This is a genomic window from Brevundimonas sp. 'scallop' (assembly GCF_011045535.1).
In the GTDB taxonomy this organism is placed as follows: domain Bacteria; phylum Pseudomonadota; class Alphaproteobacteria; order Caulobacterales; family Caulobacteraceae; genus Brevundimonas; species Brevundimonas vesicularis.
In genome coordinates this window covers 2,545,909-2,561,627 of record NZ_CP039382.1, presented here as the reverse complement: position 1 = coordinate 2,561,627, position 15,719 = coordinate 2,545,909, and the positions used below count along the sequence as shown (strand labels likewise).

General features: G+C 66.5%; 13 protein-coding genes and 2 pseudogenes. 8 read left to right on the top strand and 7 right to left on the bottom strand.

Going from position 1 to position 15,719, the window contains the following annotated elements:
* Positions 1-2: 2 nt before the first annotated feature.
* Positions 3-1,166, bottom strand: coding sequence for an MFS transporter (locus E4341_RS12755; protein WP_165117735.1), 1,164 nt, complete (start codon positions 1,164-1,166; stop codon positions 3-5).
* A gap of 92 nt (positions 1,167-1,258) precedes the next feature.
* Here E4341_RS12755 and E4341_RS15790 point away from each other — a divergent pair.
* The 4 genes and pseudogenes from E4341_RS15790 to E4341_RS15585 form a co-directional block, all read left to right on the top strand.
* Positions 1,259-1,414, top strand: a pseudogene (locus tag E4341_RS15790) (LysR family transcriptional regulator); the annotation flags it as partial.
* A 189-nt stretch (positions 1,415-1,603) separates the two neighbouring features.
* Positions 1,604-2,221: a LysR substrate-binding domain-containing protein gene (locus E4341_RS15590; RefSeq protein ID WP_240893676.1), complete on the top strand. Its 618-nt coding sequence runs from the start codon at positions 1,604-1,606 to the stop codon at positions 2,219-2,221.
* Between the two features lie 175 nt (positions 2,222-2,396).
* Positions 2,397-3,038, top strand: coding sequence for a cytochrome c oxidase assembly protein (locus E4341_RS12745; protein WP_240893560.1), 642 nt, complete (start codon positions 2,397-2,399; stop codon positions 3,036-3,038).
* Positions 3,035-3,754, top strand: a complete 720-nt coding sequence (locus E4341_RS15585; RefSeq protein WP_045811114.1) for a cytochrome b — start codon at positions 3,035-3,037, stop codon at positions 3,752-3,754. Before E4341_RS12745 ends, E4341_RS15585 begins: the two co-directional genes overlap by 4 nt.
* Positions 3,755-3,761: 7 nt before the next feature.
* On the opposite strand, the pseudogene E4341_RS15580 reads toward E4341_RS15585, so the two are convergent.
* Positions 3,762-4,226, bottom strand: a pseudogene (locus tag E4341_RS15580) (cytochrome c); the annotation flags it as partial.
* 226 nt (positions 4,227-4,452) lie between these two features.
* Here E4341_RS15580 and E4341_RS12730 point away from each other — a divergent pair.
* From E4341_RS12730 to E4341_RS12715, 4 genes are read left to right on the top strand one after another with little or no spacing between them, the layout of a single operon-like run.
* On the top strand, positions 4,453-4,851 hold the full coding sequence (locus tag E4341_RS12730) for a cytochrome c family protein (RefSeq protein WP_165117727.1): 399 nt from the start codon (positions 4,453-4,455) through the stop codon (positions 4,849-4,851).
* A complete protein-coding gene (gene coxB / locus E4341_RS12725) occupies positions 4,841-5,818 on the top strand; it encodes a cytochrome c oxidase subunit II (RefSeq protein ID WP_165117725.1) in 978 nt (325 codons plus the stop codon). Before E4341_RS12730 ends, coxB begins: the two co-directional genes overlap by 11 nt.
* Entirely contained in the window at positions 5,815-8,361 is a 2,547-nt protein-coding gene (locus E4341_RS12720; protein ID WP_165117723.1) for a cbb3-type cytochrome c oxidase subunit I, read from the top strand. The genes coxB and E4341_RS12720 overlap by 4 nt, the downstream gene beginning before the upstream one ends.
* Complete coding sequence (locus E4341_RS12715; RefSeq protein ID WP_240893559.1) at positions 8,358-8,669, top strand: hypothetical protein; 312 nt, start codon at positions 8,358-8,360, stop codon at positions 8,667-8,669. The genes E4341_RS12720 and E4341_RS12715 overlap by 4 nt, the downstream gene beginning before the upstream one ends.
* A 32-nt stretch (positions 8,670-8,701) precedes the next feature.
* Here the strand turns inward: E4341_RS12715 and E4341_RS12710 are convergent, their stop codons facing one another.
* From E4341_RS12710 to E4341_RS12690, 5 genes are all read right to left on the bottom strand, one after another.
* The gene (locus E4341_RS12710) at positions 8,702-10,897 is read right to left on the bottom strand and encodes a polysaccharide biosynthesis tyrosine autokinase (protein ID WP_165117721.1); all 2,196 of its coding nucleotides are present in this window, start codon (positions 10,895-10,897) and stop codon (positions 8,702-8,704) included.
* A gap of 81 nt (positions 10,898-10,978) precedes the next feature.
* Complete coding sequence (locus tag E4341_RS12705; RefSeq protein ID WP_165117719.1) at positions 10,979-12,262, bottom strand: outer membrane beta-barrel protein; 1,284 nt, start codon at positions 12,260-12,262, stop codon at positions 10,979-10,981.
* 20 nt (positions 12,263-12,282) lie between these two features.
* A complete protein-coding gene (locus tag E4341_RS12700; RefSeq protein WP_165118769.1) occupies positions 12,283-13,260 on the bottom strand; it encodes an SDR family NAD(P)-dependent oxidoreductase in 978 nt (325 codons plus the stop codon).
* Positions 13,257-14,579 (bottom strand): UDP-glucose/GDP-mannose dehydrogenase family protein, encoded by a 1,323-nt coding sequence (locus E4341_RS12695; RefSeq protein WP_055805536.1) that lies wholly within the window; start codon positions 14,577-14,579, stop codon positions 13,257-13,259. Before E4341_RS12695 ends, E4341_RS12700 begins: the two co-directional genes overlap by 4 nt.
* A gap of 125 nt (positions 14,580-14,704) precedes the next feature.
* Entirely contained in the window at positions 14,705-15,496 is a 792-nt protein-coding gene (locus E4341_RS12690; protein ID WP_088582943.1) for a PhoH family protein, read from the bottom strand.
* Positions 15,497-15,719 lie beyond the last annotated feature (223 nt).

Below are 15,719 nucleotides of genomic sequence, written 5' to 3'. Positions count from 1 at the left end.
CCCTATTCGGCTGCGATCATTACGGCTGGTGGGCGTGACATCAGCACAATCATCAGCAGACCAAGGGCGGACGCGCCGGCGCCGGCCAGAGCGACAGCTGGATAGCCGAGGCCGCCGGCGATGACGGCGCCGCCCAGAGCGGCCCCGATGGCGTTGCCGAGATTGAAGGCGCCGATGTTGACGGCCGAAGCCAGGTTCGGGGCCTCACGCGCTGCATCCATCACGCGAACCTGAAGCGGCGGCACGAGCGCGAAGCTGGCGATGCCCCACAGGAAGATGAGAACGGCGCTTACGCTGGCCAAAGGCATGGCCACGGCGAAGGTCAGCAGGACGAGCGACAGGCCGGCGAGGGTGACGATCAGCGTGCGATCGACGGAACGATCAGCAAACTTGCCTCCGACCCAGTTGCCGACGGTCAGCCCCAGCCCATAGACAACGAGCATCGCGGTGACGAAACCCAGCGACGCGCCGGTCTGTTCGCGCAGGATCGGCGTGATGTAGGTGAAGACGGTGAACATGGCGCTGGAGCCGATAACGGTCAGGGCCAAGGCCGACAGGACACGTCTGCGGCCAAGCACGCGCAGTTCAGCCAACATGTCGCCGGCGGCAGGTGCGGCGGCTTTCGGTAGCGTTAGGGCGAGGGCCGCCATCACCATGACGCCGATCATCGCAATGCCCCAGAAGCTGGCCCGCCATCCCAAGGTTTCCCCAGCCCAGGTGGCCACAGGCACGCCCACGACATTGGCGATGGTCAAGCCCATGAACATGGCAGCCACCGCCCCGGCCTTGCGGTCTGGCGGCACGAGCCCGGCCGCGACAATAGCGCCGACCCCAAAGAAGGCGCCATGGTTCAGCGACGTGATGATCCGCGCGATCATCAGCAGGGCGTAGTTGTCAGCGAGCGCAGACAGCGCATTGCCAATCGTGAAGATGCCGGCGAGCCCGATGAGCAGGGTGCGGCGAGGAACGCGGCCTGTGGCCAGGGTCATCAAGGGCGCACCCAGGACGACGCCCAGAGCGTAGGCGCTGATCAGCAGACCGGCCGATGGAATAGACACGCTTAGATCAGTTGCAATGACGGGCAACAGCCCCATCGGGGCGAACTCGGTCACGCCGATGCCGAACGCGCCGGCAGCAAGCGCCAGCAGGGGAGGGTTGAGTTTCATAGGATGGAAATCCGCAGACCAATAAGACTTGCGCACAGATGGACGCGGTCGTCCCCAGCGGTTAGGCCTTCCGAAAGCGAAGGATTTTTGAAATGCACGCAAAGGCGCCGTCAGCGGGCGCAGATCGCGCCCGCGATATGGAGGTGTTCGCGGCTGTGGCTGCGGCCGGCAGCTTTTCAGCCGCAGGTCGGGTTCTTGGGCTGACGCCATCGGCCGTAAGCCGAACGATCGATCGGATCGAGGCGCGACTGGGTGTGCGGCTCGTTCTGAGGACAACCCGCGCATTGACGTTGACGGCCGAAGGCCAGGCCTATCTCAGCGCCGCAAGGAGAATTGTCGCCGACCTGGATGAGGCTGAACAGTCCATTTCGGATCAGGGCGCGCCGCGGGGACGCCTAAGGGTTAGCGCATCCCTGGCGCACGGTCGGCAGGTGGTCGTGCCGCTGATCGGCGCGTTCGTGGCGCGCTACCCGCAAATCCTCGTCGACATCAATCTGACGGATACTGTCGTGGATGTCGCGGCTGGGCAGGCCGATGTCGCCATTCGTTTCGGGCCGTTGCTGGACAGTCCGCTGACGGCGCGACGGCTGGGTGAGACGGGGCGAACGATCGTGGCGTCGCCGGCCTATCTCGCGCGTCGCGGCGTGCCGCGCGTGCCGGAGGACCTGCACCAACATGACTGTCTGAACTTCAACTTCCGAAGGTTGGAGCCCGTGTGGCCTTTCCGACGGGACGGTCGTGACTATGCGCTCACGGTTCGCGGCCCCGTGGAAGCAAACAATGGCGAGAGCCTGACGCAGCTTGCGCTGGCCGGCGTCGGCGTAACGCGTGTGGGCAACTTCAGCGTCGCCGACGCCATTGCGAAGGGTGAGCTCGTACCGCTGCTTGAGGATTTCAATCCTGGCGATCGTGAGCCCATCCATGCTGTATTCGTCGGCGGCGCCAGCGTTCCCGCTCGCGTCCGGGTGTTCGTCGACTTCTTGGTCGATCAACTGCGGCCACGGTCGGTTGCAAGGGACGCGACCGAAGTCGCCCCTAGTGCTGAAACGGGGTGATCGCGGCAATTCGTCGTAGAAATGATCCGTGCGGAACCGTCATAGCTGGCTTGGCTTTTCCCTTGCACGGGGATCATGAGATCCGGCGAGGGGCGAGGGTGCAGGTTTGAGTTGGATGCCGTATTGCGGACCCGCGCCGGCTTTCGGCGAGTGGCGCTGGAACCTTGATCCGATCTTGCTGGCCGTCCTCGTTGCAGCTGCGGGCGTGGTCCTTTGGCGGTTGGAAGGGCGGCGGCGCGGCTATGGTCTGGCGGCTGTCGCTGTTTTAGCCGTTGGATTTGTCTCCCCGCTGTGCGCCCTCAGTTCGGCGCTGTTCTCGGCGCGGACGGTGCATCATGTGCTGTTGGTCGGCGTCGCTGCGCCCTTGCTGGCGGCGGCCCTGCCCATGAGACGATATGGGTCGCTGATCCTGGCGACGGCGGTGCAGGCGGTGGTGTTCTGGGCCTGGCACGCGCCCGACGCCTATGGCGCCGCCCTGTCGAGCGATGCGGTCTATTGGGTGATGCAGATCAGTTTGCTGGCGAGCGCCGTCTGGTTCTGGTGCGCGGCGCGGTCAGCGTCTGCGCCGGCGGCGGTCATCGCCCTGTTGGCGGCAATGCTGGCGATGGGGCTGCTTGGGGCGGTGCTGACCTTTGCGGGGCAGGCGGTTTACGCCCCCCACGCCTATTCGACCCTGGCCTGGGGCCTGACGCCGCTGGAGGATCAGCAGGCGGCCGGGCTGATCATGTGGGCGCCGGCGGCGGCGCTGTATCTGTTCGCTGCCCTGTGGCGGCTGGGGCGGATGATCGGCCCTAACGCCGAGGCGCATCCGGCATGATCGAAAGACTGTTCAGACAGCTGCTGGAATGGGCGGCGGGTCACCACGACGAGGGCCGCTATTCGCCCGTCGGCATCGGCTTTCATTGGGTGATGGCGGGGCTGGTGATCTTCCAGCTCGGTTGGGGCTGGTGGATGGGGCGGCAGCCGGTGGGCGGGGCCATGATGGCTGCCTACGACCTGCATTTTGCGATCGGCGTGCTGATGCTGATCCTGGTGATCGGCCGACTGTCATGGCGTTTGCTGGCGCCCGACCTGATCAATGATGCGGACAAGCCAGGTTGGGAAAGCATGGCCGCCCATGTGACCCACTATGTCTTCTACATCTGCCTATTCGGCCTGCCGCTGTCGGGCTGGGCCATGATTTCGGCGACGGATCGGACGCGTCAGCTGGAGACGTTGGGCTTCATTAAATGGCCGCTGCTGCCGCTGCAGGATCTGTCGAACACCCAGCTATGGGCGATCGAGGCGGCGGCGGAATGGATGCACTGGGGACTGGTAATCACCCTACTGCTGATGATCCCGATCCACGCCGGCGCGGCGCTCAAGCACCATCTGATCGATAGGGACGACGTGTTTCACGCGATGCTGCCGGTCGTGCCGCTGCTTCGACCGAAGCGGACCCGGTGGCAGCGGCGCTGGCGCGCGCTGGAGAAGCGGGTTGCGTCGACAGCCAGGACGCTATGGCGCGGGCTTCTGGGTCCGAAAGCGATTTGACGGCGGCGGCCATCACGCCACGCGGGTCGTTGCGGCGTTTGCCCGCTTTCCAGCGGTCGATCTGTTCCACCGTATAGGCGGCGGGCTGACCGGCGATCTGCGGGTTGCCGCCTTGGCCCGAGCCTTGCCCCCGGTCGCCGTGACATGAGGCGCAGGCGACGATGCCGCGCGAAGGGTCGCCGTTTAGATAGATGGCGGGCGCAGGCGCCATCGACGCGGCCGTTTGCGTCGGCGGCGCGGGCAGGGCGGCGTAGTAGGCGGCGACTTCGCGTCGGCCCTGCTGGTCCAAGGCCTTGGCGATGCGGGTCATGGCGTCGTCGGGACGCAGGCCCGATGCATAGTCTTCCAACTGCTTTTGCAGATAGCCGGCGTCCAAACCCGCCAGGCGCGGGGCGGCGACCCCGTCCCCGCCGCCGTCCAGGCCGTGACAGGTGAAGCAGGCATTGGCCGCCCCGCCGGCGCCGCCGCTCATGGCGATGACCTGACCGTGCGCCGTGAAGGTGCGATCCGTCTGGCCCGGCGTGGAGTCGCAGGCGGCGAGGCCGGTCAGCAGCACAAGGACGGAAAGGGAGGCGCGCACGGCGGTGCAACACCTGCTTATGGCGAAGGTTCCTTATGGCGATGCGCCGAGGCTCCATGTCGCAGTCGGGAACCTCCGTCCGACAAGGGGATTGCTCTGGCGAAGCTTTGGGGGGCGGATGGGTTTTCGGACGACGGGCGAGGCGATGGGACGACGGGCGGCGGCCTGCGCGCTGGCGCTCGCCCTGTGCGCCTGCGTGGACAAGTCCGACCTGCCCCGGCCGGTGGTTCAGGCCGATACGGCCGCCGGACTGGCGATGATCAAGGAAGTCGGTTGCGCCGCCTGTCACCGGATACCCGGCGTCGCCTGGCCCGAGGGCCGGTCCGGCTCGAACCTAGCGGGGTTCGGCGCGCGCCCCCTGATCGCCGGACGCTTGCCGAACCAGCCCGATGTCCTGATCCGCTGGCTGATCGACGCGCCGTCGATGGACCCCGGAACCGCCATGCCGCCCATGCCCCTGACGCAAGACCAAGCCCGCGACGTCGCGGCCTATCTGTACACGCTCGATGAAGACTGACGCCCCTCCTGGAATCGCCGGCTGGCCGCCGCCCGTGCTGGATCCGGCGGGACCTTTCGCTGGACCGATCCAGACCGTCGCCTGGGTGCTATTTGTCATGGCGGCGGTGGTCATGGTTGTGGTGGCGGTGGCGCTCGGCATCGCCCTGTTCGGGCCGCGCAAGTGGAAGCGGCGGGTCGGCGGCGAACGCCTGATCTGGATTGCGGGACTGGTCTTCCCGGTGGTCGTTCTAACCGGGCTGCTGGTCTATGGGCTGACCACGACCGCGCGGGTGGCCGATGCGCCCAAGCCCGGCGAAATGCGGGTGCGCGTCACTGGCGAAATGTGGTGGTGGCGCGTCGCCTATCTGGACGGTCAGGGGCGAGAAATCGTCCAGGACGCCAACGAGGTCCACATCCCGGCCGGCCAGCCTGTCGTGTTCGAGCTGGAAAGCGCGGACGTGATCCACAGCTTCTGGGTGCCGCGCCTGGGCGGAAAGACCGACATGATCCCCGGCCGCCGCAACTTCATGCGCCTGCAAGCCGATGCGCCTGGGACCTACGGCGGCCAATGCGCCGAATACTGCGGCGGTCCTCACGCCTTGATGGGGCTGGTGGTCGTGGCCCACGCGCCGGACGACTATGCCGCCTGGTTGGCGCGTCAGTCGCGGCCGGCGGCCGTCGTGCCCTCGGCCCAGGGGCCGCTTGCCTTGATCGACCAAGGGCGCAACGTCTTCGCCGCCTCGGGCTGCGCCGCCTGTCACACCATTCGCGGGACCGAGGCGAACGGTCTGGCGGGACCGGATCTGACCCACGTCGGCTCGCGCCAGACGCTGGGCGCCGGCATCCTGCCGAACAATCAGGGGACGATGGCCGGCTGGATTTCGGACAGCCAGAGCCTGAAGCCCGGCAATCGGATGCCGTCATATGCGGTCCTGTCGGGCCAGGACGTGCGCGCCGTCGCCGCCTATCTGGAAAGTCTGAAATGAGTTCGGAAACCGGGTTCGATCCCGAACTCTACAAACGCTTCCCCACCACCGAAGCCCGGCCCGAGGGCGAGCTGGAGCAGCTCGACGAGGTCTGGTGCGGCCCGCGGCGGCCGTGGGAGTGGATCACGGCGATCAACAACAACTACATCGGCGTCTATTACGTCGGCGCGGCCATGCTGTTCTTTGTGCTGGCAGGCGTGCTGGCGCTGTTGATGCGCACACAGTTGGCCTTGCCGATGACGGGCTTCCTGGCGCAGGAAACGTACAACCAGATATTCACCATGCATGGCACGGTGATGATGTTCCTGTTCGCGGTGCCCGCGGTCGAGGCGCTGGGCGTACTGTTGCTGCCGCAGATGCTGGGGGCGCGCGACCTGCCGTTCCCAAGGCTGAGCGCCTACGCCTTCTGGGCCTATCTGGTCGGGGGGCTGTGCTTCTTCGCCTCGTTGTTCTTCGGCCTGGCGCCGAATGGCGGCTGGTTCATGTATCCGCCGCTGACGTCGATGACCTATTCACCGGGGATCAACGCCGACTTCTGGCTCCTGGGCATCGGCTTCATCGAGATTTCGGCCATCGCCGGCGCCATCGAGATCATCGTCGGGGTGCTGAAAACCCGCGCGCCCGGCATGACGCTGGACAAGCTGCCGATCTTCGCCTGGGCCATGCTGATCTTCGCCTGCATGATCATCATCGCCTTCCCTTCGATCATTCTGTCGACCCTGCTGCTGGAGCTGGAACGCGCGCTGGGCTGGCCCTTCTTCGATGCGGCCAAGGGCGGCGACCCCATGCTGTGGCAGCATCTGTTCTGGTTCTTCGGCCACCCCGAGGTCTACATCATCTTCCTGCCGGCGGCGGGGGCGATGTCGACCCTAATCCCGGCCATCGCCCAGACCAAGCTGGTCGGTTATCGGCTGGTGGTCCTGGCCATGCTGGCGACCGGCTTCATCAGCTTCGGCGTCTGGGCGCACCACATGTTCACCACGGGCATGCCGCAGATCTCGATCAACTATTTCAGCGCCGCCTCCATGGCCGTCAGCGTGCCGGCGGGGGTGCAGGTCTTCGCCTGGATCGCCACCTTGGCGGCGGGCAAGATGCGGTTCAACACGCCCGGTCTGTTTGCAGTCGGGGGACTGGTGATCTTCGTCATGGGCGGGCTGACCGGGGTGATGGTCGCCATGGTGCCGTTCGACTGGCAGGCCCACGACAGCTATTTCATCGTCGCCCACCTGCATTACGTCCTGATCGGCGGGATGGTCTTCCCGTTATTCGCCGCCATCTACTACTGGACGCCGATGTCCAGCAGCCGGCCGCTCAGCGAGCGGTGGGGCAAGTGGATCTTCTGGCTGATGTTCGTCGGTCACAACGTCACCTTCATGCCCATGCATTTGACCGGGCTGATGGGCATGCCGCGCCGGGTCTATACCTATCTGCCGGATCGGGGCTGGGACCTGCCCAATATGATCTCGACCGTCGGCTCCTTCATGTTCGGCCTGGCGGTGGTGTTGTGGATGATCGACATGATCCGCAACTTCCGGCCCTTCGGCGAGAAGGACGCGGGCAATGTCTTTGGCGGGCCGGGGCTGGAGTGGCTGCCCGCCGGTCGATACGCGCTGCGCTCCGTCCCGGTGATCAAGAGCCTGTATCCGGTATGGGACCAGCCGAACCTGGCGCGCGATGTCGAGGCCGGCCGCTACTTCCTGCCCGGCGCGCCGCGCGGCGAGCGCGAGACCATGATCACCAGCCCGATCAACGCCGAGCCCCAATATCTCCAGCGCATGCCCCGGCCGTCCAGCTGGTATGTCTGGGGCGCGATCTTCACCGCCGGCTTCTTTTTGATTCTGACGATCCAGGCCTATGTCGCCTCCTTGGTCAGCGGCGTCCTGGCCGTCTACTGCATCCTCAAATGGTGCTGGGGACTGGATCGGCCTAGCGGTTCCGCGACGGTGGACGTCGGCGGCGGCGTACGCCTGCCGACCTATGTGTCCGGCCCCAGCAGTCACGGCTGGTGGGCGATGGTCATCACCCTGATCGTGTCGGGCATGGTCGCGATCATGGCCTGCTTCTCCTACGTCTTCCTATGGAGCCGGCGGCCGGACCTGTGGCAGGCGCCGCCTGAGATCGGCTCGCTGCCATTGACCCTGGGTCTGCTGGCGGCCGCCGGAATCGGCGCCTGGGCGTCTCAAGGCGCGCTGAAGCTGGACCGGCCGCGCAGCGCCGGCATCGCCGCCATTCTGATGCTGGTCGCCACCGTGGCGGCGGGCGGCGCCTTTGCGACCGAGGCCTCGGCCTGGTGGAACTCGGGCCTGCGCCCCGACGCCTCCAGCCAGGGCGCGACCGTCTATGCGCTGTTGGCCTGGCAGGGGACATTCGTCGGCATCTCGCTATTGATGGGGCCGTTCGTCCTGCTGCGCTGGCTTTGCGGCCTGGTGTCGTCCCGCTATCCGGCGACGTTCGAAGTGGTCGCCCTGTTCGTGGCCTTCACGGCGGTTCAGGGCGCGGCGACGACCCTTTTGATCCGCCTGTTTCCGGGCGTCGGCGCATGAGGTTCTGGCTGCTGATGCTGGGCGGTCTCCTGATCTGGGCCGCCCATTTCCTAGGCTTGTATCTGCTGGCCAGCGCCGCCGACGTGGCGCGTGGGGATGTCGGCGCCTGGAACGCTGTCGGGCTGACTTTCAGCGCCCTCTGCCTGGCAAGCATTGGCGCCCTATGTTGGAAATGCCTGATTGCCCTGCGTGCAAAGCCGGAAGCGACACGATCCTTCGGCTTGCTGCTCGCGATAGCCGGGAGCTTGCTTGGTGCAATCGGCGTTGTGTTTCAAACTCTGGTGCTTGTCGTCGATGGCAGAATATGAAGCTGATTGTGCGGCCTGATCTCTACCGACAATCATGCCGCATAGTATTTTCTATAGGCCCGGTAATCATAGTCGGCTTGGCCATAACCTAGGCCGGCCTCCGCCCGGACATCGACCTGGCTGAGGGTGACGCCGAAAAGGCGAACGCCGGATTGGCTGAGGATGCGGATCGCAGCGGCGACGGCGCGCGCGGGCGTCTTTCGCCAGCGGGCGAGCAGGACGACGGTGTCGGCTTTGGCTGCTAGGATACGGGCGTCGGCGAGGACCAAAACGGGCGCGGTGTCAATGACGATCAGGTCGAAGGCCTGACGCAGTTCGTCGAGCAGGGTGGTCATCGGCGGGGCGCCGAACAGGTCGTCGGCCGACAGGCCAGATCCCGAAAGGGGCAGAACCTGTGCGCCGGAGGCCGGGTCCAGCAACAGCGCGTTTCGCCAGGCCGCCGCGCCATGCAGGACCTCAGCCAGGCCGTGGTCGGGGTTTAGGCCCAGCATCCGCGTCACGCCGCGCCGACGCGGGTCGCCGTCGATCAATAGAACGCGTCCGCCGGAGCGCGCGGCGACGCGGGCCAGACAGACGGCTATAGTGGTCTTGCCTTCGCCGGGCAGGGCGGAGGTGACGGCGACGATGCGCGCGGACGGTTCGACCACGACGCTGACGATGGGGGTGATCGAGGTGCGTAGCGCCCGGAAGGCCTCGGCGAAGACCGACAGCGGTCGTTGGACGACGAGGTCGATCGGGTGCAACGTCTGATCCTCCGCCGTCGCCACGGAGGAGGCGAGGGGAATGGCGCCGACGGCGCCGACGCCCAGCCTGCGCTCGATGTCATCGGGGCCGCTGAGCCCTGTCTGCATGGCGTTGGCGATGATGACGGCGCCGGTTCCCGCCGCCGCGCCGAGCATCAGGCCGAGCGCGAGGCTGATCATCAGGTTCGGCGCGCTTTGCGCGGTCGGAGGCGTGGCGCGCGAGACGATGCGGGCGTCCGCCTGCTCGACGCCGGTCTGGGCGCTGGTCTCGCGATAACGATCCAGGAAGGCGCGGTAGACGGCGCGGGCGGCTTCGGCCTCGCCTTCCAGTTCGCGCAGGCGCACCGAGGCGGCGTTGTTGTCGGCCAAGGCGCCGCGCGCAGCGTCCAGGCTGGACTGGACCGAGGCGGCGCGTTGGCGGGCGACCTGGGCCTGGGCGTCCAGGTTCGAGACGACACGGCGGATCTCGGCCTGGATCTGCGCGTCGATGTCGGCCAGCTCCTGACGGGCGCGGATCATGTCGGGGTGCAAAGGGCCGTAGCGGACAGAAAGGTCCGCGACGCGCGTGCTGATCGCCGCGCGCTGGGCGCGCAGGTTCTGAACCACGGGAGAGGAGAGGGCCTCGCCCACATCGTCGCCGTTGGAGCCGGCCGCCATCTGAGAGCGGGCGGTGCGCAGGCGGGCGTCCTGTTCGGCCTGTTGCGCGCGGGCCAGGGCGAGTTGCTGGTTGTAGGCCGAGATTTCCTGCTCCGTCAGGGTGGCGCCCTGGGCGCTGAGCAGGCCATTGTCGATCCGGTAGGCTGAGACGGCCGCGTCGGCGGCCTCGACCTGGCGGCGCAGATCTTCCAGCCGGGCGCCCAGGAAGGTGTTGGCCTGGGCGTTGGCGTGAAACTTGGCGGTGAGTTGAGACTGGAGATAGGCGTCGGCGAAGGTGTTGGCGATGCGGGCAGCCTTAATCGGACTTTCGGAGGTGAAGCTGACCGCCATCGAATAGGTCAGGCCGACGCGGCGCACGGTCAGGCGTCGCCGGACGGCGTCGATCACCTGTTGGCGCTCGATCTGGCTATCGGTCGGCGCAGGCGTGGCGCGCGGCAGGTGTTGGGTGAGGGGCGGCGAGGATCGCAGGCGGGCGTTGAACTCGGAATCGCGGATCAGGCCCAGCGTCTGTACGACCTGGGCGGCGAGCTGGGGTGACTTCAGAACCTCGACCTCGGTGTCGACGATGGCCGCCTCGGCGTCGAGCGCCGACAGCACGGCCTGTCCCGCCACGACCTGTTCCTTGCGGGTGTTGATCTGGAGGCTGGCGGTCGCAGTATAGACGGGCGGCTGGCCCAGCATCAGCGCCAGCACGATCAGGCAGACGGCTGCTGCGACAGCGATAAACAGGCCGAGACGACGCCGGAAGGCGGCGATCAAGGCATGGAGGTCGATGGCGTCGTCCGCAGGCTGGCCGGGACCGCCGATCGCGGGGTCGTGGTGGGTCATCGCGCCATCGAACGGTGATCGTTCCGTCCAGTGGTGCGATGATGCCTTCAGGTTGTCAATCTTCGCGCTGTGGCCGTGTGTTCAGAACTGCGAGACGACAGCGACGGAAAGGCGCGTCGAGCGATAGCTCGGTCCTGCCGTAGCGCCGGACGAGGATTGATCGAGAAAGGTCACGCCGGCGGTCAGACCGTAGCGACGGTTGAGGCGATAGACGGCGCTGACGCCGGCGGTAAAGCGCGTGTCCGTGCGGTCGAGGCCGTTGTAGCCGTTCTCGCTCCACGCCGTTTCCGCCGTCAGGATCAGGTTGCGCAGCAGTTCGTGGTCCACGCTGATCGACAGGTCGGTGCGCAGGGCGCCGGCCGAGTCGATCACGCCGGTGTCCGCGACGCTGCGCGCCGCGGTGGCGGTCAGAGTCGTCAGTTGGGTGGGGAACCACGACAGGCGCGCACGACCGCCGAAGCCGTCGAGATCGCCATAGGCTGCGTCTTGGAAGTCCTGGCGGATGTATCCGGCGGCGACCTCGCCCCGGATCAGCGCGCCGAGCTCGAAGTCCACGCCAGCCAAGGCTTCGTGACCGGAAGAGGATCGTTCCGGCGACCCTGCCACCTTGCGATAGTTGCGGTCATCGCGGGCGACCTGAAAGAACAGGGCCGTCGCGGGAGAGAGGGCGTAGTTCGCGCGGCCGGTCAGGCGGGCGACGGTGCGATCCCGGTCGTCCTGTTCGATGACGGCGCCGGCAGCGCTCAGTCCATTGCGGTAGTCGTAGCGAAGGACGACGGCCTTGGCTGACAGGCGCAATCGACCTTGCGAGCGTGTCGCCGCCAGCGAGGTGGAAGCCAGATCGAAGGTGATCGGGCGGCGAGCGCCGGGGCCGGCGCCGGCGGCCGTGCGGGCTTCGTGATCGCGGGCGTAGTCGGCGGCCACGGTGATGTCGACGCCTCGCGCCACGTCGAGACGACCGGCGCCGCCCAGGCTCCAGTCGGTCGTGTTCTCGCTGTCGAAGTCGAGGTTGCGGTCGATCTCGGCGCGGGCGCGGGTTTCAAGCGCATGGCGCGACCAGTTGGATCGGACGACGACTTCAGGCGTCAGGCGCAAGGTCGTTGCAGGCTGAGGGTCGTCTTCAGCCGCGAAGATATTGTCGTCATGGACGACGCCCGACTGAAGCCGGGGAAAGGCCGTGAAGCCGCCGGCCCGGATGCCGAGCGGGTCATAGGCGGGTTGCGGCCGATCACGCACGGCGACCGCGCGGTTGCGAACGAAGAGGTCGATTTGCGCGTCTTGAGCCGAGCGCAAAGCCTGGGCCGAGGCGTCGGTTGCGCCGAACAGCAGCAGGGCGATGCCAGCCGGCAGGATTTCGCGTCGCATCGGCCCCCAGCCTTCCTGCGTCAGCCGTTCTCGTATTGACGCCACCAGGCGACGAACTTTTCCAGTCCGATCTTCAGCGGGGCCTTGGGCTGATAACCGCACAGGGCGTTCAGCTTTGAAATGTCCGCATAGGTGGCGGTGACGTCGCCTGGCTGCATCGGCCGCATGATCTTGTTCGCCTGGGCGCCTAGCGCGGTTTCCAGCGTGGAGATCATCTCCATCAGGCCGACGGGCTGGCTGTCGCCGATGTTGTAGACCTCATGGACGCCCCGCGCGGGGGGACGGTCCAGAACGGCGACCACGCCATCGACGATGTCGTCGATATAGGTGAAGTCGCGCGCCATCTTGCCTTCGCCATAGACCTCGATCGGCTCGCCGCGCACGATCTTCTGGGTGAAGCTGAAATAGGCCATGTCCGGCCGGCCCCAGGGGCCATAGACGGTGAAGAACCGCAGGCCCGATTGCGGAAAGCCGTAGAGCCTGGCGTAGCTTTGGCTCATCAGTTCGCACGAGCGTTTGGTCGCGGCGTAGAGCGAGACGGGATTGACCGTCGGATCGTCTTCACGAAAGCCCGAACCTTCCAGCGGCCGGTCGCCATAGACCGAACTCGACGAGGCATAGACCAGGTGGGTCACGTCACTGTGCCGCGCGGCCTCCAGCATCGACAGATGGCCGGCCAGGTTGGACCGCTCGTAGGCGAAGGGGTTCTCGAGCGAGTAGCGGACCCCGGCCTGGGCCGCGAGGTGGACAATCCGCTTGACCCCGGCATCCGCGACCAGCGCACGCATCTGCGCGTGGTCGGCGATGTCGGCGCGGACCATGTTGAAGCCGTCTCGCCCTTCCAGGCGGGCGGCCCGGGCGGCCTTCAGGCGCGGATCGTAGTAGTCGTTGAAGACATCGACGCCGATCACCTGCTCGCCCCGGTCCAGCAGACGCTCGGCGACGTGCATACCGATGAAGCCGGCCGCGCCCGTGACGAGGATCGGCGCGCCCATCAGCCGCGCCCGATGCCCATGTAGCGGAAGCCGCGATGCTTCATGTCCTCGGGTCGATAGATGTTGCGAAGATCGACCAGGACCGGCTGTTTCATCAGCAGCTTGATGCGGTCTAGATCCAGGGCGCGGAACTGGTCCCATTCGGTGACGAGGACCACGGCGTCGGCGCCGACGACGGCGTCATAGGCGCTGTCCTTCATCTGGATGTCCGGCAACAGCTTGGCGGCCTCATGCATACCTTCGGGATCGAAGGCCTGTACGGTTGCGCCGGCGGCGATCAGAGCAGGCGCAATGTCCAGCGACGGGGCGTCACGCATGTCGTCGGTGTTTGGTTTGAACGTCAGACCCAGAAGGGCGACCGTCTTGCCCTGAACGCTTGTGCCGAGGGTCGCGGCGACGCGGTCGGCCATGGCCTTCTTGCGGGCGTCGTTGACCTCGACCGTGGCCTCAATCAGCTTTGTCGGCGCGCCATACTGCTGGGCGGTGCGGACCAGGGCGATGGTGTCCTTGGGGAAGCACGAGCCGCCATAGCCGGGGCCGGCGTGCAGGAACTTCGAGCCGATGCGCTTGTCCAAGCCGATGCCGCGCGCGACCTGCTGGACGTCGGCGCCGACGGCTTCGCACAGGTCGGCCATCTCGTTGATGAAGGTGATCTTCATCGCCAGGAAGGCGTTGGCGGCGTATTTGATCAGCTCGGACGTGCGACGGCCCACAAACAGCAGCGGGCTCTCATTCAGGTTCAGCGGACGATAAAGTTCGCTCATGACCTTCTGCGCGCGGCCGCCGGCGTCGCCGGTCATGTCGTCGATGCCGATGACGACGCGGTCGGGACGTTTGAAGTCGCCGATCGCGGCGCCTTCACGCAGGAATTCGGGGTTGGAGACGACGGCGAAGTCGGCCTTCGGATTGGTCTTGCGGATGATCGCCTCGACCTCGTCGCCCGTGCCGACCGGGACGGTCGACTTGGTGACGACGACCGTGAAGCCTTCGATCAGGCCGGCGATCTCCTCGGCGGCGGCGTGGACGTAGGACAGGTCGGCATGGCCGTCGCCCCGGCGAGTCGGCGTGCCCACGGCGATGAAGACGGCGTCGGCCCGGCGAATGGCCTCGGCGCCGTCCAGGGTGAAGAACAGTCGACCTTCGCGCACATTGGCGGCGACCAGATCATCCAGCCCCGGCTCATAGATCGGGATTTCGCCCCGCTCCAGCCGCTCGATCTTGGAGGGATCCTTGTCGATGCAGGTGACGACATGGCCGAAGTCGGCGAAACAGGCGCCGGACACCAGGCCCACATAGCCCGTCCCAATCATCGCTACGCGCATCGAAATCCCTCATCAGCCGCGAGCCGACCTTTAGCGGTGCGGTGCGCCCGGGGACAATGGCTTTTGGTTTCGCGGTGCAACGGGTCTGCAGCCGACGCCATCCAGCGTCGGCTGCAGGATCAGAGCTAGAGGACGCCGATCATCGAGGCGACCAGCGGGTGACGGACGATGTCGCGCTCGGCAAGACGCACCACGGCGATGTCGGGTACGGCTTCAAGTCGAGCCGAAATGTCCGACAGGCCCGAGATGCCGGGCAGCAGGTCCGACTGCTGCGGGTCGCCGGTCACCACCATGGTCGAATGCCAGCCCAGGCGGGTCAGCAGCATCTTGAGCTGGACGTAGGTGCAGTTCTGCGCCTCGTCGACGACGATGAAGGCGTTGTTCAGCGTGCGGCCGCGCATATAGCCGACCGGGGCGATCTCGATCAGGCCTTCGGCCATCAGCGCCTTGACCCGCTTCATCGACAGACGATCGGACAGGGCGTCGTAGAGCGGGCGCAGATAGGGAGCCAGCTTGTCTTCCATGTCGCCGGGCAGGAAGCCGATGGATTCGCCGGCCTCGACAGCAGGGCGGCTGAGGACGATGCGGCCGACCTTGCCCGCCTCCAGCGCCTCGACCGCCTTGGCGACGGCGAGGTAAGTCTTGCCGGTGCCTGCGGGACCCAGCGCCATGACCAGATTGTGGTGGTCGATGGCTTCCATCAACTCGCCCTGGCCCTCAGACTTGGGCTTCAGCGTCTTCAGATAACCTTGGTCGCGGTCGTCGTTCGAAGGATAGGGCGACCACCCTGATCGCTCGTGATGTGGGGCGTGAAGCCGACGAACTTTCGACTCCTCCATGAAATCACGCGAATCCAGGATTCCGTGTTCACGCGTTTGACGCTTGGTTGCAGCACGCTTGGTCATGGACGCCTCCAGGGCATGAAAAAAGGCGGACCCGAACGGGCGCCGCCTTGGATGGTCTTGGGGAGGAAGAGGTCGCGGCCTGCACAGCGGCGGCCCGGATCGACAGCAGGGCCGTCTGCAACGGGGTGCGCCCGCCGCCGAACAACCGAACCAGGATCCCAACGCGCCACGCGAAAGCCCCGACTTGATGACCGGATCGGGCTTGATCCGGTTTCGGATCCGGGGCCGAAATGGC